The organism is Rhodococcus sp. Ni2 (assembly GCF_021352185.1).
GTDB lineage: Bacteria > Actinomycetota > Actinomycetes > Mycobacteriales > Mycobacteriaceae > Rhodococcus_F > Rhodococcus_F qingshengii.
On the sequence record NZ_WOXZ01000002.1, the window covers coordinates 2,595,043 to 2,614,509 of the forward strand.

A 19,467-nucleotide genomic window follows, 5' to 3' on the forward strand; every position below is an offset into this window, starting at 1 on the left:
TCTCCGGACTACGGGCACGTCGCGGAGCGGAAGAAGCCATGCTGAAATACACGACACAGTTCGCAAAGGGACGAGCCAGGGCACATGTCACCTGGCAATCCGAACGCATACTGCGGGGAATTGGGCTGTGTGCCGTTATATGTTGACGGACCACGATGGTGGCCGTGATCCACTCTACGCCACCGGGGACACCGAAGTCAGGTAGCCCCGCCTGTGACCTGCACTACTACACGGGGTTACGCAGGTCAAGACTCAGTATGCGTTGAAAAGCAGTCGAAGTTCGGTGAGCCAGGGCACAGCCACCGCAACCGTGGGAACAACGAGAATCGCGACCGCCCCGAGATACGCAAAAACTGCGATGCGGGGATCTGCGTCGTCGGCCGAGAGGCGCTGCACCCGGATGAGCGTCGACGGCCCGCCCGCTGCCATTGCCCCGCGGGGTGCCGTCGATCCGGCACACGCGACAAGCGCCCGCGCGAGGGGAGTGGGACCGGTAGCCCGCACGGCTGAATCGTCGGCGAGCAACTCCACCAGGAGTTGTACCGATCCGAGCGCCGACTTGCTACGGACGAAGCGGGGGAACGCGTGATTGACGGCCGTGAAAGCCTCGAGGACCAGATCGTGACGAGCTCGCAGGTGGGAACGCTCGTGCGTCAGGATGGCTTTGACCTCGGCATGATCGAGGTTCTGCAGAGTGCCTTGACTGAGGACCACGCGTTGACGCAGACCTGGCAGGCAGTATGCGATCGGTTCGTCGACGTCCAGTACCCGCAGATCGGGTGTGCGTTCCACCGACGCGGGCATGGCGCAGTCGTCGAGAAGGTCCACCAACACGCGGTGACGTGCACGGCGACGTCGGGTTCTCACAGCGACCTGGATGATCGAGAAGATCAGCTTCGCGCCGATCAGAAGCGTCAGGGCAAAAACAACCACGTACAGAATCCACAGCGGGAGCCCGAGTGCATCGATTTCGGCGGTCGGGGCCGTCGTCGGCCTACCGTCAGCGCCGGGAACGAGCAGCTGGCTGGCAATGGCCAGGCCCGAGCTGAATGCCGACAACACCGCAGCAATTGCGACGGCTTGCCACAGAACCAACGCCGCGCGTGGAGCGCGGTAAGGCCACGTGGAGCGGCTCAGGAGTGCGGGAACCGGACCGGCCAGCAACAAGGCAAGCAGTCCGAAAACCAGTGCAGTAGTGGCGTTCATGTCCTACACATCATGCACGACGAAATCAGTTCGGCCTAGAAATTCCGGGCTGCGCAGCCTTTTTCGCGGACTCGCGCACCTCGAGGGCAGCGAGCGCCTCGCGGAGAGCGTCGGCTTCGTCAGCATTGACCTGTCCCACGAAGTGGACGAGCGCCGCAGCGCGACCGCCGGACTCCGGAGCCTGGGCCAGCGCGTCGACCATCAGACTCGCGACCAGTTCTTCGCGCTTATTGACGGGAAGATAGCGATGTGCGCGATCGTCACGCTGCTGAATCACCAGATGCTTCTTCGCCAGGCGCTGCAGAACGGTCATTACCGTCGTGTACGCCAATTCGCGATGCGTCGCGAGTGCTTCATGCACCTGTCGCACAGTTTGCGGTTCCGATGTGGACCACAAATGATCCATCACCGCGCGTTCGAGTTCACCTAGACCTGCCATTCTTCGATTCTACGGACTTCCACGACGAAATACGTACTACTGGTAGTAGTAACCACCTCGGTGGGGGTGTGGTATTGGCCATAGTGATCTGCGTGACGGTTACGGTGGTGTGAGACGACGGAATTCCCGACAATGACGATGCCCGATAATTGCAAGCCAACAGTCGATCCGCAGAAAGTAGCCGCACGTAGATGACGATCGACAGTTCGCCGGGCACCGAAGAATCGACATCACGGGCGCGGGTAGTCACGCAGAAAGCTGTCGGCATCATCCGTTTCGGCATTCGCGACGCACCGTTGACGGTCGTTCTACTTCTCACCATGTGGATCGTGGGTGCCGCAACCGGCAGCCTCGTTCACGGACCGTCCCGCGATCTCGAGCACACGATCGGTGCCGGAATGGGCTCGATCCAGCACGGCCGCATCTGGACTCCGCTCACGTCCGTGCTGTGGGCAGGAAACCTGCTCGGGTACCTCGGCGCGACCGTGCTCCTGATCGCAGTCGCCGCACCCCTCGAACGCCGAATGGGAACGATCAAGCTTGCGATCGCCGGCGCAAGCACTCAAATCTTGGGAGTCCTGCTCGGGCTCGGCTGGGCGTCGTTTGCGAAGGTGTTCGATTCCAGTTGGGGATTCCGCCTCCACGTGGGCTCCGCGGTCGGAGCCAGTGCATGGATCGTCGGCGCTGCGATGGCCGCCAGCTCGAACATGGGCACCCTGTGGCGCCGTCGCATTCGCGTCGGAACTTTGGCGTTGACGATCACTTTGGCCTTGTTCAGTGGTCAGCTGCAAGACGTCATCCGATTCTTTGCCGCTGTGGTGGGTTTGGTGATCGGACAGTGGATCGTCGGACGATCGGCGCGCGGTGAGCGCATCGCCGGGACACAGCGAGAGGGTCGCGTCCTGGTCGCCATCGTCGTCGCGGCGAGTGCGATCGGCCCGATGATCGCCGCATTGTCCCCGCAGGCGGTCGGCCCACTCGCGGTCCTCCGTGACCTCTTCCGCGGAGTTCCCTGGACTGTCGCCGAGGTTCGAGAACTGTGCGAGGAGTCCTCGTCGGATCCGGACTGCCGACGAGGACTCCTCGAGCTCAGACTCTCCGGTATCGGCCCGACTCTGCTCTCGCTGATGCCGTCGATCTTCGTTCTCGTGTTGAGTGACGGGCTCCGTCGTGGCCGCAGATTCGCCTGGATTGCGACAGTGTGTGCTCAGGTAGTCCTACTCGTCCTCTCGATCGGGAACTTCGTCATCAGGTTCGTCGACGCCGTCGACAGTGACAGCTTGTTCTACGGAATCAGCGATCCGAACGTGTACCGAACTCTGGTGCCGTTCCTGACACCGCTCTTCGTACTGATCCTGCTGATCGCGACACGTCGATACTTCGACGTCGCGGCCCCGGCCAAGACATACCGACGTCTCGGTGCTGCGATCGTGACCTTGCTCGCGGTCCTCGCCGTGATCTACGTCGGCGGCGGAATGCTCGCCAGGCACGGGTTCGATCGCGAGCCAACCGTAACGATGTTGCTCGCGGACTTCCCTCAGCGCCTTGTACCGCCCGTGTACCTGCAGTTGATCGATCCGCGTCTGCTTCCCGTGGACATCGAGTCGACGTTGCTCTTCGAGTGGACCGGCGTCGTGTTCTGGGGCGTCGCCGCCGTGTTGGTGTTCGTGAGTTTCCTCAAGCCGGTCAAGACCGCCGATCCCAAAGCCGCCGAACGAGCGCGATCCATGTTGATCGCCGGTACCGGCAGCCCCTTGTCCTGGATGACGACCTGGAAGGGAAACACATACTGGTTCAGCGCGGACGGTTCGAGTTACGTCGCGTATCGCGTCATCGCCGGTGTTGCTCTCACAACCGGTGATCCGGTCGGTCCTCCAGATCGCATGCGCACGGCGATCGAGGAGTTTGCCGAGTTCGCTTCGTCGAACGGTTGGATTCCCTGCTTCTATTCAGTGACCGACGACGCCCGAAGCATCACTGATTCCATGGGCTGGAGCGGCCTGCAGGTCGCCGAGGAAACCGTGCTCGACCTCGGACAGGTCGCGTTCACAGGAAAGCGGTTCCAGGATGTGCGAACAGCACTGAACCGCGCGAAGAAGTCCGGGATCACGGCCGAGTGGATTTCCTTCCCTCATGCACCTCTCGCGATCAAGGATCAGATAGTTGCGATCTCGGAGGAATGGGTGGCGGACAAGGGGATGCCCGAGATGGGATTCACCCTCGGCGGACTCGACGAGGTCGACGACGAACAAGTGCGGTGCCTGATCGCCGTCGACGAGGATCGCACCGTGCACGGTGTCACGTCGTGGCTACCGGTGTACCGCGACGGCAAAGTCGTCGGGTGGACACTCGACTTCATGAGGCGACGCTCCGAAGGATTCCGTCCCGCGATGGAGTTCCTCATCGCCTCCGCTGCACTGAAATTGGAGGAGGAGGGCGTCGAGTTCCTCAGTCTGTCCGGTGCACCGTTGGCAACAATCGCCGGTGACTCCGAGAGGAATGCGAACGAACCGGAGGCCACGACTTTCTCGGCGATGATGGACAGCGTGCTCGACCTACTCGGTCGCACCCTGGAACCGGTGTACGGATTTCGTTCGCTGTTGGCCTTCAAATCGAAGTTCCAGCCGCGGTACGTGCCGATGCACATGACCTTCGCCGATCCAGCCGCGTTGCCGAGCATCGGGAACGCGGTCGGACGGGCGTACCTGCCAACCGTGACGATCGGTCAGGGATTCAAACTTGTTCGGACGATTCTGGGTCGCTGATTCGCGATCGTCACGCAGGCTTTGCCGGCCCGCCGACGGCGCCGAACACGTGCCGGGTACCGATCGGAACGATCAGCGGCCGATCCGAGACGGGATCGTCGATGACCGCAGCTTCGAGACCGAACACCTCGAGCAGAAGTTCCGCGGAAATGATGTCCTTGGGGACACCAGAAGCGACGACGGCGCCGTCGCGCATCACGATCAGATGATCGCTGTATCTGACCGCGAGATTGAGGTCGTGCAGAACCATCACCACGGTGCGCCCCATTTCCTCGTGGAGTTGATCCACCAGGTCGAGGACTTCCATCGAGTGCGCGAGGTCCAGATAGGTAGTCGGTTCGTCGAGAAGCAGAATGTCGGTTCCCTGGGCGAGAGCCATCGAGATCCAGGCCCGCTGGCGCTGACCGCCGGACAATTGATCGACGGGTCGATCGGCGAGATCCGAGACACCGGTCAGCTCCAGCGCTTCGGCGACCTCGCCCTCGTCGTCCGCGGACCACTGCCTGATCCACGACTGGTGCGGGTGGCGCCCACGTGAGACCAGATCGGCGACCGTGAGTCCTTCGGGCGCAACCGGAGTCTGGGGGAGCATTCCGAGCACCCGTGCGACTTCCTTGGTCTTCATCGAACTGATCGCCTTGCCGTCCAGGACGACCGATCCGCCCTTGGGCTTGAGCAGACGACCGAGCGCACGCAGGAGCGTCGACTTGCCGCAACCGTTGGGGCCGATGACCGTCGTGATCACGCCGGTAGGGATCTCGAGATCGAGTCCGTCGACGATGATGCGGTCCCCGTACCCGAGCGTCAGGTTCTTGGCGACGAGACGCGAAGGAGTATCGGTGGACTGGGCGATGGTGGTCATGCTGTGACCTTCCGATTGTTACGAACCAACAGGTAGAGCAGGAACGGACCACCAAGTGCGGAAGTCACGATTCCGACGGGGAGTTCCACAGGCAGAATTGTTCGAGCGATGACGTCGCTGCCGACCACCAGTACAGCACCGGTCAGCGCGGACGCCACGATGGGCGGGCCGGCAGAGCGCACCAGACGCATAGCGACCTGTGGCGCAGCCAGGGCGACAAAGCCGACCGGACCTGCTGCGGCGGTTGCGATGGCGGCCAGCGCCACGGCGGAGAGCAATAGTTTGGCCTGCGATGATTGCAAGCGAACACCGAGAGAGGTGGCGTTGTCGTCGCCCAACCGCAGCGCTCCCATGGTGAACGAAGCGATCACCGCGTAGCCGCCGACTACCGCGACAGCGATGGCTACCGGCCACATCTGATTCCAGGTGGCACCGTTGAGCGAACCGTTGAGCCACACCTGTGCGCGGGAAGCATCGTTGATGTCCGCCGAGATGAGAAGCCATCCCGTCGCTGCCACGAGCATGGCGTTGATGCCGATACCGATCAGGATGAGGCGGAACCCCTCGACGCCCTTGCGCCATGCCAAGGCGTAGATCACCACAGCTGTCAGCAGACCGCCACACAGTGCAGCCAACGGAATCCCCAGTGTGGCAAGCAGTCCCACGAACGACCCGCCACCACCGAGCACGATGAGAGCAACCGCGGCAGCACTCGATCCGGCCGTGATTCCGAGGATGTCGGGGCTGGCGAGGGCGTTGCGAGCGATCGTCTGGGTGACCGCACCGGCAATGCCGAGTGCCATACCGATGAAGAGTGCGGTGAGCGATCGAGGAAGTCGGAGGTCGAAGACGATCAGGTTCTGTGTCTTGCTTCCATTACCGAGCAGGACGGAAATGACATCGGGGATCGAGATCGGATAGTCGCCGCGTCCGATGTTGATGCAGAGCAGAAGGAAGAGTGCGACCGCGAGGGCAATGCACACCGACACCGCGAGTGGACGGTAGACCAGCGAGAATCCACCGATACGAATCGACTTACGTGAGGGGACGGTCCGGGGGAGTACCCGGAGTTCTTGCTTGAGCGTCACAGACTTGCCAACTTCCTGCGGCGTACGAGAGCGATGAAGAACGGGGCGCCGAAGAGGGCCAGGATGATTCCGACTTGCAACTCGCCGGGGCGCACGACTACGCGACCGATGATGTCCGCGGTGATCAGCATGACCGCACCGAGCAAGCCCGCGTACGGGACCAGCCAGCGGTAGTCGGGTCCGGTGATGGCCCGGGCCACGTGGGGGACCACCAATCCGATGAACGCGATAGGTCCACACGCTGCGGTCGCGGCGCCGGTCAGCAGGGTGATCGCGATGATGCCGAGTGTGCGACTGAACGCGATGTTCGTTCCCAAGGCTTTTGCGACGTCTTCACCCAAGCTGAGGACATTGAGACCAGGCGTACTTGCCAGGGCGATGACCAATCCGAGTATCAGGAAGGGGAGGACCTGCCAGAGAACGTCGAACCCGCGACCGGACACCGACCCGACTACCCAGAAACGGTAGGCGTCCAGACTGGTCTGGTCGAGGATGATCACGGCATTGGTCATGGCTTGCAGGAAAAACGCGACGGCCGCGCCCGCCAGAGCCAGACTCAGAGGACTTGCGCCGCCGTTTCCGATGGAGGACAAGCCGAAGACGACGATGCTGGCAACGAACGATCCTGCAAACGCGAACCAGAGGTACTGACTCGGTGCGGTGAAGCCGAAGAGATAGATCGCCATGACTACGAAGAAAGCCGCGCCGGCGTTGAGGCCGAGTAGTCCGGCATCTGCCAACGGGTTACGCGTGTGTCCCTGAATCAGGGCGCCGGCGATACCGAGTGCGATGCCGACGACAAGACCCAGGATGGTCCGCGGAGCGCGCAACGTTCGCACGATGATGTCCGTCTGGGTGCCGTCCGAACTGAAGATGGCGTGGAAGATCTCGGCAAACGTCAGCGGACGTGCGCCCACCGCGATGCTCGCGAGCATGACGAGCGCGAGAAGAACCGTGAGCACCGCGAGACCGATCAGCCGGCGTCGACGAGTTGCCCCGACGCTGTTGTCGCGCGCGAGTTCCTCGAACCCTTCTTCGCGCGCCGTGCTTTCACGGACCACCTCGATACCGGTTCGATCGAACGGCCTGCGCAGAGCCCGGCGAACACCGATGGGCTGCTTTGTCTTCGCGTCACGCGTGACCAGACCTACCCATCCCTTTCCCGAGGTCCGGCCTGTGGCACCTTCGCGGAATCCCAGGTTCCACACGAGGAGACCAACGGCAATGGCTATTGCCGTCCCACCGAATACTGCGCGGTCGGCTTCGCCGCCACCGTTCTCGTCTCGGAGCGACTGAACGACGTACCAGCCGACGAGCAACGGAAGCAGGAACACCCCCGCGTCGAAAATCCCAGCTAGAACACGCATTCGGACAGGAGCCGGGCCGCGCGGCACTATGCGCCGTCCGTACGTCTCGCTGGGTCCTCGGGGATGTCCGTTCCCGAGCGGTTTGATCATCGTCACTGGCGGTTCGAGCTCCTGGTCTTTGTGCGCAGGGAATTCGCATCTTAGGTTACGGAACCCTATGTGGGTGTGCTCCCTGCGGGGCAAGTTCCTGTGAATATGCGGTGCCCAGCGTCACAGTTCTTTACTCTTGAATTATGGTGAGGCTAACCTACATTAAGAACCACAAGACAACTTCGGCCGATTGGAGTGCACGGTGACAATCACCTTGACCACCCAGCATGCGGATGTTCGTGAATTCGAACTCCGGTCGAACGCATTGAGCCGCACCAGCGTTCGCCTACGAGCACTCAACCCTGACTACCCGCGCGTCTACGCGGTTGCCGCCATGTCAGGTGAAGGCAAACGGCGTTGGTGGCAGTTGAGTGAAGGCTTGTGCGGGGATCGGGTGCATCAGATGTTCGCCCGCTCGCTCCAGGATCTCGACAGTGCCGAAGCTGCGGCGATACAGGTCGCAACATCACTGATTCACGCTGTGGTCGGCAGGGTTGCCGCATCGATCGTCTCCGAAGGTGCCGCTTGGGATCCAGGCCTCGAGAACCTGTTCATCCACATGGACAGCGACGGCGGTATCGACTGGGCCGGGGTGATCGACGAAACTCTGCGAGTTGCGCCGAACGGACGGGAGTCCGGCAGTGACGGCGTCGTCGACATGCCGTGCGAAGAAGCGCTCCTCGTCTGGACCGCGCACCGTTGCCTGACCTCGCTACGGGCGATCTACGACGCCGTCTCCAGGTGTGCGCCCGTCGACCAGTTCAGATTCTGGGGCTTGGTAGGGGAGTCGATCCTGGGCGCAGCGGCATATGTCCCCATCTTGGCCGGCGGGGGCGAATCAGCCGCTCAGCGCCGCGGGCAGGGGCTGCTGGACGCTTTTGTCGCCGCAGGGCTGCCCGTGCGTGCACGCCGCAAGGTCTCGCTGCGTCCTCGTTGGAACCAGTTCGACGAAGGGCTTGCTAAATTAGGTCAGCCTTGCCTATGATTGTGGAACACCACGCGGAGAGTTACACCCCGCGAGAGTGACGAAACTGCCGGACCGCGCCGGAGTCCTGAGGGCTGCAGAGACTCCCGGTCCTTCCCACGGCGGGTTTCACATCGAATGATGTGAAACCCGCCGGTTCTTTTTCCAGACCTGATTCCAAGCTCGAGTTACCTCTCGTGTAATCAGGTAGGGAGTGGCAGCCACACCGGCGCCAGAGAATCACAGATGGAGATGGCATGGTCGACACTGCTGAGACCGCAGAGATGATGAAACGGCTCGGAACGGGCTTCGACGCCACCATCGGCCTGGAATACACCGAACTGAGCCCAGATCGCGTGCGGGCGCAATGGACCGTCAAGCCCACGCTGCACCAGCCCGCCGGGATACAGCACGGGGGTGTGTACTGCTCGGTGGTGGAGTCTCTCGCCAGCGTCGGTGGCACCGTGTGGCTGGGCGAGCGAGGACACGTGGTCGGAGTCAACAACAACACCGACTTCCTGCGCGCAACGCGGGAGGGCACTCTCACCGCTGAAGCCACCCCGATTCATCGCGGACGCACCCAGCAACTCTGGGAAGTTCGCATCACCGACGAGAACGACCGACTCGTTTCCAAGGGACAGGTTCGCCTCGCGAACATCACCGAGGTGGCGAAGATCGGAAACTGACCACGCGGCAGTCGATCGAATGACGGAGGGCGGCTGCGGAGTTGAACTCCACAGCCGCCCTCCGCCGGTCGCTCAGGTGTTGATCAGCCGGCGGCCTTCTGCTGCTTACCGGCAGCCTTCTTGGCTTCGCCATTCGAAGCGCTGCCGGACTCCGTCGCTTCCTTGTTTTTCTTCTCCAATTCGCCCATCGCGTTTCGCGCGAAGACCTGCTGCTCGGTGGACGCCATCTGAGCACGGCCACGCCCGAAGAACGTCACCGCCCACGACAACAGCGTCGAGGCACGGGAACGGAATCCGACGAGGTACAGGAGGTGAATTGCCAGCCAGGCAACCCACCCGATGAAGCCGCTGATCTCGAGCTTGCCCACCTTGGCTACCGCGCTGAAGCGCGAGATCGTTGCCATACTGCCCTTGTCGAAGTACTTGAACGGAACTCGTTCCGACGGGGACTTGCCGTCCAGTGACGCTTTGATCTGCTTGGCCGCGTACTTGCCGCCCTGCATTGCGACCTGAGCCAATCCGGGAAGCTTGTCGAGCGACATCATGTCGCCGATGACAAAGACGTTGGGGTGCCCGGGCAGAGACAAGTCGGGATTGACCATGACGCGGCCGGCGCGGTCGGTTTCTCCGCCGCTCTGTTCTGCGAGCTGCTTGCCGAGGGGGCTGGCCTGCACGCCGGCGGACCACACCTTGCACTGCGACTCGATACGGCGAAGCGTGCCGTCCTTCTCCTTGATGATCAGACCGTCGTTGTCCACGTCGGTGACCATCGCGTCGAGCTGGATCTCGACGCCGAGCTTCTCGAGCGTCTCGGCAGCCTTGCGGCTGAGCTTCCCGCCGTACACGGGCAACACGGCAGGGGCGCCGTCGAGGAGCACGACGCGCGCTTCACGAGGATCGATCTTGCGGAACGCGCCGTCCAGCGTTCGACGGGAAAGCTCGGCGATCTGCCCGGCCAACTCCACGCCGGTGGGGCCGGCGCCGACAACGACGAAGGTGAGCAAGCGCGCACGCTCGGCGGGATCGTCCGACAGTTCGGCCTGTTCGAAGGCCCCGAGGATTCGTCCGCGCAGTTCGAGGGCGTCGTCGATCGTTTTCATTCCGGGGGCGAACTCCGCGAACTGGTCGTTGCCGAAGTACGACTGACCGGCACCGGCTGCCACGATCAGACTGTCGAACGGCGTAACAGTGACGCGTTCGAGCAGGCGCGAGGTCACGGTCTGATTCTCGAGATCAATGGTCTCGACCTCACCGAGCAGTACCTGTGCGTTCTTCTGCTTGCGCAGCACCAGTCTCGTGGCGGGAGCGATGTCACCGACCGAGAGGATGCCGGTCGCAACCTGATAGAGGAGCGGCTGAAACAGATGGTGGGTTGTACGCGCGATCATCGTGATGTCGGCATCGGCTTTTTTGAGAGCCTGAGTGCCGAACAATCCTCCGAAGCCGGAACCGATCACCACTACGCGGTGGCGGTGCGGTTCAACCGACTGGATGCTCATTCCGTACTCCTCGAGTTCTAGGCGACAGTCCTACGGTAGTCCCACCGCGGCCGAGCTTCTCTGCGAGCAGTCCGACGCGCGCCGGTGTGTCCGAATCGATCAAGCGGCCTCGAGGGTGATCACTCCCGAGGTGATCGGCTTGGCCGGACCCCGGGGTGATCACCACTTTGTCGAGGTGTCGGCTACTGGCGGACGGACAAGATGAACAGTGCGATGCATCCGCCGACGAAAACCAGGATCGACAGGGCCACCGAGGCATACCCGACACCCACTCCAATTGCTGCCCAGTCCATGTGCCCAACCTCTCTTACGGTGTAATCCGGGATTCAGATCACATCTGCCTAGAGACATCACACCTCATCTGTCCCAACTTTCGAAACCCGGCACGCCCAAGCGTTGACATGCAAGTAAATGCTTGCATATTGTGAAGTTGTGAACGACCGGATGAATGCAGCCTTCAAAGCACTGGCCGATCCCACACGAAGGCTTCTCCTGGACCGCTTGTTCGTAGCCAACGGTCAGTCGCTCGGTGAGCTGTGCGACAGCCTCGACATGAGTCGGCAAGCTGTCACTCAACACCTCACCATGCTCGAGGACGCCAATCTGATCAGCACGGTCCGACAGGGGAGGGCAAAGCTTCACTATCTCAATCCCGTTGCGCTCGAGGAGATTCGAGAGCGGTGGATCAACAAGTTCGAGGTACCGCGCCTTCGTGCGCTCAGTACCGTCAAAAAAATTGCGGAGGAAGCCATGACCGACAAGCCCAGTTTTGTGTACGTCACCTACATTGCGAGCACGGCGGACAACGTCTGGAAAGCGCTCACCGACGCACAGGCCACCGCAGAGTATTGGGGACACAGCAACGTCTCCGACTGGCAGCCGGGATCGACCTGGGAGCACCGCCGGATCGACGGTTCGAACATTGCCGATGTAGTCGGCACCGTAGTCGAGAGCAACCCTCCGTCGAGGTTGGTCACCACCTGGGCTGATCCGAACGGCGAACCGGGCGTCGACATCTCTCGGGTGAGTTTCGACATCGAAGCCTTCGGCGCGATCGTGCGACTGACCGTCAAGCACACCGATTTGGCGGACGAATCGGCTCGCATGGAGGTGGCCGGCGGATGGTCGGCGGTGTTGTCGAACCTGAAGTCCTACCTCGAAACCGGAAGCATTCTTCCGGTGGCGCCGTGGGAGATGCCGGCCGGCTGACGGTGATGGAACAGGACAAACGTGCTCCCTGTACTGGAGGGAATTGTCGTACTCCCGTCCGAATTGCCGGCCCAGTCCGGTCTCAACTTCGCATAAGAACCAAATTTCGGCGGGTTCAGTCTGTAAAGTTGCCAGAAGGATGCTAGCGTTTTGCCCGACATCGAGTGAGGACGACCTCGTCTCGGACGCATGGGAGAAACGCTATGGGCGGCGACGCTTTTCGGAATGTTCCAGTTGATCGACGCAAGTTCGTCAAGACAGTTCTAGCGGCCTCGGCGGTAACTGTGCCAGTCGTGACGTCGATCAGCCTCGGTGGTGCGGCGCCGGCCTTCGCAGCCGGTGACACGCCGAATCTTTCCGGAGCGCCAAGTCGTGGCCAGCAGAATCCGAATCAACCAGGCGGCGAGCAACCAGGCGGGAATCAACCCGGTGGTAATACTCCGGGAGGGAATCAGCCGGGCGGAAACGAGCCGGGCAATCCCGGATCATCGGGAAGTTCGGGATCGTCAGGAAGTTCGGGTAGTTCCGGGAGTTCGGGACCGTCCGGAAGTTCCACAGGTTCCGGATCAACCGGTAGCTCGTCAGGTTCGGGTGGAACGACGACCGCCAAGCCGACCGGGCCGACTGTGCCGACCGTCCCGACTGTGCCAACCGTACCGACAGTGCCGACCACTCGCACCGAGCCGACCTTCCCGACCCCTCCGACCCAGCCGACAAATCCCACGGAACCTACGTAGCCGACACGACGCGACTGGTTCCGAGGGGGAACACCGACGATGACAGAGTTCGACGTCGCGCTACACCGCGCTCTGAAGAAGTTTCAGAGCGCGGGGTCGGTTCAGGTGCAGGAGACTCCACCGCACGGAGAACCGGCCGATCTGACTGTCGCGATCGCAACCTACGACGATTTCGACGGCGCGTACTTCACGATCCACTCGATCTTGGTCCATCATCGCGAGATTCTGGACAGAGTCGAATTCGTCTTGTTGGACAACAACCCCGAGGGGTTGCCGGCGCCGATGCTCGAATCGTTTGCGGGGTATATCGATCGGTTCCGCTACGTTCCGTTCACCGACGTTCGATCGACTGCGGTGCGGGACGTCCTGTTCCGCAAGGCAACAGGGAAGTACGTCCTGGTCCTCGACTCCCACGTGATCTTGGCACCGGGATCGTTGTCGGCGTTGCTGGCGTATTTCGATGCAAATCCGGAAACCGACGATTTGATCCAGGGGCCGATGCTCTCCCAGGATTCCTCGCACATCGCGGCCACCCACATGGACCCCAAGTGGCGCAACGGGATGTTCGGCTCGTGGGGAGTTGATTCGCGCGCGAAGCAGCACCCGGACGTGCCTTTCGAGATCGTCATGCAGGGCCTCGGCTCATTTGCCTGCAGGCGTGAGGCGTGGCCGGGATTGAACTCGCACATCACCGGATTCGGAGGTGAAGAGGGGTACATCCACGAGAAGTTCCGGATCAACGGCGGCAAGGTCGTCTGCCTTCCGGCTTTCGGCTGGCACCATCGGTTCGAGCGCCCGGCAGGCGTCCCATATCGAATAAACTGGGAAGATCGTGTTCACAACTACCTGCTCGGTTGGACTGAGGTCGGTTGGGACATCGATTCACTCCATCGTCAGTTCTCCGAATACCTCGGTGATTCGTATCCCGAGATCCGTCTCCGTGCGGAGCTGAGCGTCCAGAAACCCGAGTTGGCCTTTGGTGGAGTGATCGTTCTCGGCGACGACGGCCGAGTCGCTCCGTGGCGTTCATGCCTGGCGGAGGCCGAGTCGATCGAACTGACCGTTCACCGTGCCATTCCGTCGCAGGACGACGCTCCGGATGTGTGGAGGACTGCGTCTGCGTTCGTCGCCGGAATCGACAAGGCCATTCTGTTGGCCTGGAAATCGGTAGTTTTTCTGGACGAGGCTCGCGTGATCGAACCCGCGGTTATGTACAAGCTACGGAACATCGTCGACGACCTCCCGGCCGAGGCCGATACGGCTGTCATCCACGCACACGGCGAAGATCTGGTCGGAGCTGCACTGATTGTTCGCGCGGCGACATACGGAACTTTGCGAGACGAACTCTCACGAAGGATCAACGGACCCGTGCCGTCCGACTTCTCACTGGCGGCTTATCTGCTCGAGCGAGGCGCAGTCGACGTTGTGCTCGATCGCCCACTGTCGCCTGTCCGAGTAGGGGGAGAACCCAACCCCGTTGTCGAGGATTCTGAGTCGGACCTCGGTGTTGCCGTCGTGAATCTCGATCTCGACATCGACAGATGGAAAGCGTCCTGGCATAGATTCATTCGCTTACCGCGCGTAACAGCGGTGGAAAGAGTGTCGGCTTTCGAGGACGCGATGAATCAGGACGCGGCCTTTGCCGTCTCGTGGCGTCGTGCGCTCGCTCGGGCGACTGAGAAGGGCTGGGATTCGGTCCTCATCGCTGCTGACGACGTCAGTTTGCTGGATGCCGCCGCATCGATCCTTGGCCATGCCCGCGAAGAGTTGGATCACGGCGATTGGGACGTCGTCCACCTCGGACACGACCCGAAATCGAGGGACGGAGCTCTGCTCGACGGTTCGGCACTCTTGCGCACCAGTCCTGAGAACCGTGGAGTCCACGCCGTTCTCGTACATTCACGCGCCTTCGAGCGAATTCTCGACGAGATTGCGGATCCGGAGTCAGATCCCGAAGCATTCGGACAATGGGCGGGTCACTACCGAACTCTGGGCGACTACCTGGTGGATGCGAGTGCCGGGGGAGCGCTCACGTGCCTGACGCTGTCGCCCGGCATCGCCTCCACACGCAGCCTGATTCGTTCGGGCGCAATCGAATCCGAATACTCACGACGCTTCGCACTGTGAGACCACCACCAAAACGAAATCGGATTCGCTGAATCAAGGAGATATCTTGACCGAACTACTCGAAGGTGTGAGACCGCAACGCTCTCAGACGGTGGAGAGCAACGATCTCACCGACGGTGTTGTGCTGTACGACAGTTCCAGCGAGGTTGCCCATCACCTCAACCCGGTCGCGACGTTGGTGTGGGAACTGTGTGACGGCCGGACCGTCAGCGAAATTGTCCAGGCCGTGGCAGAAGTGCTCGAGATCCCTGACGACGAGGCGAAGTCGGTAGTCAACGAGACGTACGGACAGCTGAGCACCTCTCGTCTGCTGGTGTGAGAATTCCGTGACAGGCAACCACGTTCCACAATTCCGGGCGCATTACCTTTGGGTTGACGCGATTGTGCGCGGTTTCTGCATACCCGAGGTCGGTGTCGTCGAGCATCGGATTGCCAGCCCGTGGCCTGCGGACAACAACGTCGAAGTTCGGATTCAGCGGAATCGAGCGACATTCGGTCGCTGGGACGTCACCATCGAATCGACCATCGGCGGCAGCCATGAAACGCTGATCGGTCTGGACGGTCTCCAGCTCGCGGAGAGCGTGTACCGCACGGTGCACCGGGATGTCATGACGGCCGCGCACGCCCGACAGTGGACACGCCTGCACGCCGCTCTGGTCGACTGCAACGGTGTGAGAGTGGCGATCGCCGGGCATTCAGGGGCGGGCAAGACCACCTTGGCGCTCGCCCTTGCCTTACGGGGTGCACAACTGCGAGCTGACGAAGGCGTCTTCATTCGTGGTACCGAAGCTGTGGGCTTACCGCGGCGGGTTCACCTCAAAGCCGGTACGTTCGACGTCCTCCCGGAGATCAAAGCGCACGATTCGCTGTATCTTCCGTACGCCCCGCCGGTGTGGGCGTTGGACCCGTCGACCTTGCCTGCTGAACGAAACGTCAGCTCGGCGGTTCGCGGAATCGATCTGGTGCTGATCCTCGATGGATGGGGCGAGGCGCCGACTCGACTCGCTCCGATGCCCGTATCCCAAGCGATACAGTCGCTGGCCGGGCAATCCGCACTGTGGTCCGACAATCACGGAGTGACCCTGAGAAACATCGCTGCTCTACTCTCGAATGCCCCGTGCTACAGACTGATTCGACATCACGGCGATACCGGCGCCGACACGGTGGAGGAACTGGTGGCGTCATGCGTGACACCCGGTACCTGATTTCCATGTTGAAACCCGAGTGTGGGGCCGACGTCATCCGCTTGTGTTCGCAGCAGGATTGGCCCAGAGTCATCGACGCCGCTGTAAGGCACAAGGTATTGCCGCTGCTCGCCTCCCGAGCGGTCGAGGCCGGCTTCGCATCGGTCCTACCTGCGAGCTTCGCGGAAATGCTGTCGGAATCCTCGGCCACCGCATCGAGTCCGGAATTGACGCTGAGCCTTGTCCATCACCGAAACACCATAAGGATCTCGGACCTCGACGCGCAACGAGTGGAACTGCAAGAGCTGTTACACAGCAACGGATTTCCGACGGTTGCACTGAAGGGTGCCGCCCTTCTCGAGCGAAGAATCTGGCCGAACCCGGCAGCTCGACGGATGACGGACATCGACCTTTTGGTCGTCGACCCTGCACATGCCGTTCCGGCCAACGACGCGATCCTCGATTTCGGCTACCGAATGGTCCGCCCCGACGAAGTGGACTCCGACTCCATCGATCACGACGATCACCAGGAACCGGCACTCCTTCGCGACGACCGTCATGGCTCCGTCGAAATCCATTCGCACTTACTTCCGAGGTTCGCCCGTCACGCGCTGACCCGGGAGGCCGCGGTCCGAGGAATCAGCTCGGAGGCGGAAGGATCCCGCCTTGCGATGGCCGACGTGACGCTGCACGTCATCGCTCACGCGCGGCTTGCCGATCGGGCCTTGATTCGAGCCGATTTGTCGTTGAACAGTGTCTTCGACGTGGGGTACCTGCTCACTTCCGAACCGGAACTCGCTGTGACGCTCTCCAGACGCCAGTTGCCACGCGATGTCCGTCGGGCGGTGAACGTCCACTGGGCGGCGGTGGAATCGATCTTCGGCGTAAGTACCGGAATGACGACCGTCTCGGCGCGTTGGTGGTGGCGATGGACGCTGTGGTTGGCGGATCGCCCACGCCTGCACTCGCTCTACCGCGATCTGGTCATGGTGCCGCTCTTTCTCGACCGTGATCGGCTTTCCATCCGGGACGGGCGTGACCTACGTGGATGGGACTTGGCCCGCTCACGCGTGTCCCACTTCGTCCGTCGTGCGAGGACTGCCGTCGAAGATGCCGGGGGAGCGGCGTGAAAGTACTGATCACGGGCGGAGCGGGATTCATCGGAAGCACCGTCGCGTCGAAGTGCGTCGACGCCGGGATCGATGTCGTGATTCTCGACAACCTGCTGACCGGCCGCGCCGAATTTGCGCACAGATTCCCGTTCTACTGCGGCGACATCGCGGACGAGAAACTGCTCGACAAAGTATTCGCAGATCATTCCGATATCGATGCGACAGTTCACTGTGCGGCCTTGATCGTGGTCGGAGATTCCGTGAGTAACCCGGCGCGGTACTACGAGAACAACGTATCCAAGTCGCTGACGCTGGCATCGAGTGTCCTTCGGAACGGGTGTGAGCGCTTCTTGTTCAGTTCCTCTGCGGCGGTGTATGCGCCGAGCGACGGTGGGTGTGTCGACGAACGTTGGGGGATCGCACCGCAGAGTCCCTATGCGCACAGCAAGGCTCAGTTCGAAACGATGCTCGACGACATTGCGGCGGCCACTGAATTATCGGCGATATCTCTACGCTACTTCAATCCGGTCGGGGCAGATCCGGATCTGCGAAGTGGTACACCATCGGCACGCCCGACCCACGCACTCGGAAAGCTGTTCGAATCATATTCGACAGGAACGCCTTTCAGGGTTACGGGAACGGATTGGCCGACGCGCGACGGATCCGGAGTGCGTGACTACGTTCATGTCTGGGACCTTGCAGACGCTCATGTTCGAGCACTGAAAAGGTTCGACCGGGTCACCGCTGAATCATCACGCATGACTGTGGTCAATCTGGGCAGCGGGCGGGGGACGACCGTGTGGGAGCTGGTACACACATTCGAGAACGTGCTCGGCGAAGATATCGACGTGGTCGCTGCCGGCCGACGCACCGGTGACACTGCCGGCGCTTACGCATCGAACGATCGTGCGTTGCGACTACTCGGGTGGGTTCCGACATTCACCCTGGAACAGGGGATCGAGGACACCGCGCGGTGGCTGGCAGTGCGGCCGCACCTGCTCAACTCGGTGTAGCCGAACGTCAGCCCGTCGGGTCGTCGTCAACAGTGATGTTGTTGCTACGTAGCCAGAAGGTGGCGTCCGGATCCCACCCGGCGAGCACAGTGGCCCCCGCGTTGGCCGACAACGGGATCGCGACACCTGGCGTGGTCAGATAAGCCATCATGGTCAGGTGCACGGCGTCGTAATCCGCGGACACCGAAACCCAGTCCGGAATGAACCAGTCACGGTATTCACCGGTCGTGTCGTACCACACGGAGCGACGTGAAGCGGGCACAGGCAGGGGATAGGTATCGACCAGATTCGCCCAGTCCTGCGGACCGGTGACCTCGTAGATCCGGGGCGCGCCGTAGATCCTTACCGGCTGCACCCGCGCCTCGTTCGAGGAGCTGTCTTCTTCGAGAAACACCCCGAGCGCCCCGATACCGTCGCGGGCCCTGGTTGTTTCGGTTGTACCGTTGGCAAACGGGATAGACCACCATTCGCCTCCGATGTGACGGTCCGGATCTTCGATCTGGTATTCCAGAAACTGACGTTCGTTGTCGAGTGCCTCAGCACGCCACTGTTCGAGGCCGTCCTCTGCACGGTAAATCCGCAAGGGTAGGTCCGACCAGCCGTAAATAGGGTTTCGCTTTTCAACCAGATTCTGGTTCAGACGGTCGATCGGCTCGGTCCACCAGGCAGTGCGTGGGGAGTCGAGTAGTGCTTCGGCAATCGGTCGCAGCGCCGCTGCGACATCCGGCCGGACGAAGATCAGGTCTTCTTCGTCCGGCGGCTCCCAGTAGCGTGCAAAATCTACGGCATACGCAAGACAGTGCAGAATCTCGAGTTCGGACATCTCGGCGATTGCCCGGATATCAACAGCGCCGAGAACTTCGAGCGCATGTTCCGGCGATTGAGGCCAGTGTCCACCGGAGTTGCTTGCGCTGGCGCGGCACGCGTGCCCGACGTTCGCACAGAAGCGACGGCCACGTGGTGAACCGAGGACGAGTGCAACGGAATCCATCTGGGTAAAGCTAGCGGACAAGCTGACGGGGGACGTTCGAATATCCATTACTTGACATAATGTAGATTATCGGCAAATTCTCGACCTGGCGATATCCGGCTCACGCCTGGTTCGTGCAACCTTCCTTG

Annotated in this window: 17 protein-coding genes; 9 read left to right on the top strand and 8 right to left on the bottom strand. The window is 61.7% G+C overall.

The window, feature by feature from the left end:
* Positions 1 to 252 precede the first annotated feature (252 nt).
* Both GN300_RS25665 and GN300_RS25670 read right to left on the bottom strand, forming a co-directional pair.
* Positions 253 to 1,206: a M56 family metallopeptidase gene (locus GN300_RS25665; RefSeq protein WP_003944922.1), complete on the bottom strand. Its 954-nt coding sequence runs from the start codon at positions 1,204 to 1,206 to the stop codon at positions 253 to 255.
* Between the two features lie 25 nt (positions 1,207 to 1,231).
* Positions 1,232 to 1,645 (bottom strand): BlaI/MecI/CopY family transcriptional regulator, encoded by a 414-nt coding sequence (locus tag GN300_RS25670; RefSeq protein ID WP_003944876.1) that lies wholly within the window; start codon positions 1,643 to 1,645, stop codon positions 1,232 to 1,234.
* Positions 1,646 to 1,836: 191 nt separating this feature from the next.
* On the opposite strand from GN300_RS25670, the gene GN300_RS25675 reads away from it, so the two are divergent.
* Complete coding sequence (locus GN300_RS25675) at positions 1,837 to 4,410, top strand: bifunctional lysylphosphatidylglycerol flippase/synthetase MprF (protein WP_058038790.1); 2,574 nt, start codon at positions 1,837 to 1,839, stop codon at positions 4,408 to 4,410.
* A 10-nt stretch (positions 4,411 to 4,420) separates the two neighbouring features.
* Here GN300_RS25675 and GN300_RS25680 read toward each other — a convergent pair whose 3' ends face one another.
* Genes GN300_RS25680 through GN300_RS25690 form a run of 3 tightly spaced genes read right to left on the bottom strand, consistent with a single transcriptional unit; the run spans position 4,421 to position 7,817 of the window.
* A complete protein-coding gene (locus tag GN300_RS25680) occupies positions 4,421 to 5,272 on the bottom strand; it encodes an ABC transporter ATP-binding protein (RefSeq protein WP_003945031.1) in 852 nt (283 codons plus the stop codon).
* The gene (locus GN300_RS25685) at positions 5,269 to 6,360 is read right to left on the bottom strand and encodes an iron chelate uptake ABC transporter family permease subunit (protein WP_003944960.1); all 1,092 of its coding nucleotides are present in this window, start codon (positions 6,358 to 6,360) and stop codon (positions 5,269 to 5,271) included. Before GN300_RS25685 ends, GN300_RS25680 begins: the two co-directional genes overlap by 4 nt.
* Positions 6,357 to 7,817, bottom strand: coding sequence for an iron ABC transporter permease (locus GN300_RS25690; protein WP_073512408.1), 1,461 nt, complete (start codon positions 7,815 to 7,817; stop codon positions 6,357 to 6,359). The genes GN300_RS25685 and GN300_RS25690 overlap by 4 nt, the downstream gene beginning before the upstream one ends.
* Positions 7,818 to 8,019: 202 nt before the next feature.
* Between GN300_RS25690 and GN300_RS25695 the strand changes: the two genes are divergently transcribed.
* Both GN300_RS25695 and GN300_RS25700 read left to right on the top strand, forming a co-directional pair.
* Positions 8,020 to 8,802, top strand: a complete 783-nt coding sequence (locus GN300_RS25695) for a hypothetical protein (protein WP_003944809.1) — start codon at positions 8,020 to 8,022, stop codon at positions 8,800 to 8,802.
* Between the two features lie 236 nt (positions 8,803 to 9,038).
* Positions 9,039 to 9,467, top strand: a complete 429-nt coding sequence (locus tag GN300_RS25700) for a PaaI family thioesterase (protein ID WP_003945020.1) — start codon at positions 9,039 to 9,041, stop codon at positions 9,465 to 9,467.
* A gap of 83 nt (positions 9,468 to 9,550) precedes the next feature.
* Here the strand turns inward: GN300_RS25700 and GN300_RS25705 are convergent, their stop codons facing one another.
* A complete protein-coding gene (locus GN300_RS25705; protein ID WP_003944885.1) occupies positions 9,551 to 10,966 on the bottom strand; it encodes an NAD(P)/FAD-dependent oxidoreductase in 1,416 nt (471 codons plus the stop codon).
* Between the two features lie 411 nt (positions 10,967 to 11,377).
* Here GN300_RS25705 and GN300_RS25710 point away from each other — a divergent pair, with 411 nt between their 5' ends.
* Positions 11,378 to 12,175, top strand: a complete 798-nt coding sequence (locus tag GN300_RS25710; RefSeq protein ID WP_082845785.1) for a metalloregulator ArsR/SmtB family transcription factor — start codon at positions 11,378 to 11,380, stop codon at positions 12,173 to 12,175.
* 451 nt (positions 12,176 to 12,626) lie between these two features.
* Here the strand turns inward: GN300_RS25710 and GN300_RS25715 are convergent, their stop codons facing one another.
* Complete coding sequence (locus GN300_RS25715; RefSeq protein ID WP_063316401.1) at positions 12,627 to 12,899, bottom strand: hypothetical protein; 273 nt, start codon at positions 12,897 to 12,899, stop codon at positions 12,627 to 12,629.
* 52 nt (positions 12,900 to 12,951) lie between these two features.
* Here GN300_RS25715 and GN300_RS25720 point away from each other — a divergent pair, with 52 nt between their 5' ends.
* The 5 genes from GN300_RS25720 to galE are packed head-to-tail and all read left to right on the top strand — an operon-like array spanning position 12,952 to position 18,348.
* Positions 12,952 to 15,039 (top strand): glycosyltransferase, encoded by a 2,088-nt coding sequence (locus tag GN300_RS25720; RefSeq protein WP_063316400.1) that lies wholly within the window; start codon positions 12,952 to 12,954, stop codon positions 15,037 to 15,039.
* Positions 15,040 to 15,085: 46 nt separating this feature from the next.
* Positions 15,086 to 15,358 (top strand): PqqD family protein, encoded by a 273-nt coding sequence (locus tag GN300_RS25725; RefSeq protein ID WP_007732082.1) that lies wholly within the window; start codon positions 15,086 to 15,088, stop codon positions 15,356 to 15,358.
* A gap of 7 nt (positions 15,359 to 15,365) precedes the next feature.
* Entirely contained in the window at positions 15,366 to 16,244 is an 879-nt protein-coding gene (locus tag GN300_RS25730) for a hypothetical protein (RefSeq protein WP_233405701.1), read from the top strand.
* Positions 16,223 to 17,353, top strand: coding sequence for a nucleotidyltransferase family protein (locus tag GN300_RS25735; protein WP_063316398.1), 1,131 nt, complete (start codon positions 16,223 to 16,225; stop codon positions 17,351 to 17,353). Before GN300_RS25730 ends, GN300_RS25735 begins: the two co-directional genes overlap by 22 nt.
* Positions 17,350 to 18,348 carry a UDP-glucose 4-epimerase GalE gene (gene galE, locus GN300_RS25740; RefSeq protein WP_063316397.1) on the top strand — a complete coding sequence of 333 codons (999 nt, stop codon included), beginning with the start codon at positions 17,350 to 17,352 and terminating at the stop codon, positions 18,346 to 18,348. The genes GN300_RS25735 and galE overlap by 4 nt, the downstream gene beginning before the upstream one ends.
* A gap of 7 nt (positions 18,349 to 18,355) precedes the next feature.
* Here the strand turns inward: galE and GN300_RS25745 are convergent, their stop codons facing one another.
* Entirely contained in the window at positions 18,356 to 19,339 is a 984-nt protein-coding gene (locus GN300_RS25745; RefSeq protein WP_063316396.1) for a hypothetical protein, read from the bottom strand.
* Positions 19,340 to 19,467 lie beyond the last annotated feature (128 nt).

Coding starts and splice junctions, on each gene's coding strand:
- GN300_RS25665 (WP_003944922.1), bottom strand. CDS start 1,206: ATGAACGCCACTACTGCACTGGTTTTCGGACTGCTTGCCTTGTTGCTG.
- GN300_RS25670 (WP_003944876.1), bottom strand. CDS start 1,645: ATGGCAGGTCTAGGTGAACTCGAACGCGCGGTGATGGATCATTTGTGG.
- GN300_RS25675 (WP_058038790.1), top strand. CDS start 1,837: ATGACGATCGACAGTTCGCCGGGCACCGAAGAATCGACATCACGGGCG.
- GN300_RS25680 (WP_003945031.1), bottom strand. CDS start 5,272: ATGACCACCATCGCCCAGTCCACCGATACTCCTTCGCGTCTCGTCGCC.
- GN300_RS25690 (WP_073512408.1), bottom strand. CDS start 7,817: ATGATCAAACCGCTCGGGAACGGACATCCCCGAGGACCCAGCGAGACG.
- GN300_RS25700 (WP_003945020.1), top strand. CDS start 9,039: ATGGTCGACACTGCTGAGACCGCAGAGATGATGAAACGGCTCGGAACG.
- GN300_RS25705 (WP_003944885.1), bottom strand. CDS start 10,966: ATGAGCATCCAGTCGGTTGAACCGCACCGCCACCGCGTAGTGGTGATC.
- GN300_RS25710 (WP_082845785.1), top strand. CDS start 11,378: ATGCTTGCATATTGTGAAGTTGTGAACGACCGGATGAATGCAGCCTTC.
- GN300_RS25720 (WP_063316400.1), top strand. CDS start 12,952: ATGACAGAGTTCGACGTCGCGCTACACCGCGCTCTGAAGAAGTTTCAG.
- GN300_RS25735 (WP_063316398.1), top strand. CDS start 16,223: ATGCGTGACACCCGGTACCTGATTTCCATGTTGAAACCCGAGTGTGGG.
- GN300_RS25745 (WP_063316396.1), bottom strand. CDS start 19,339: ATGGATTCCGTTGCACTCGTCCTCGGTTCACCACGTGGCCGTCGCTTC.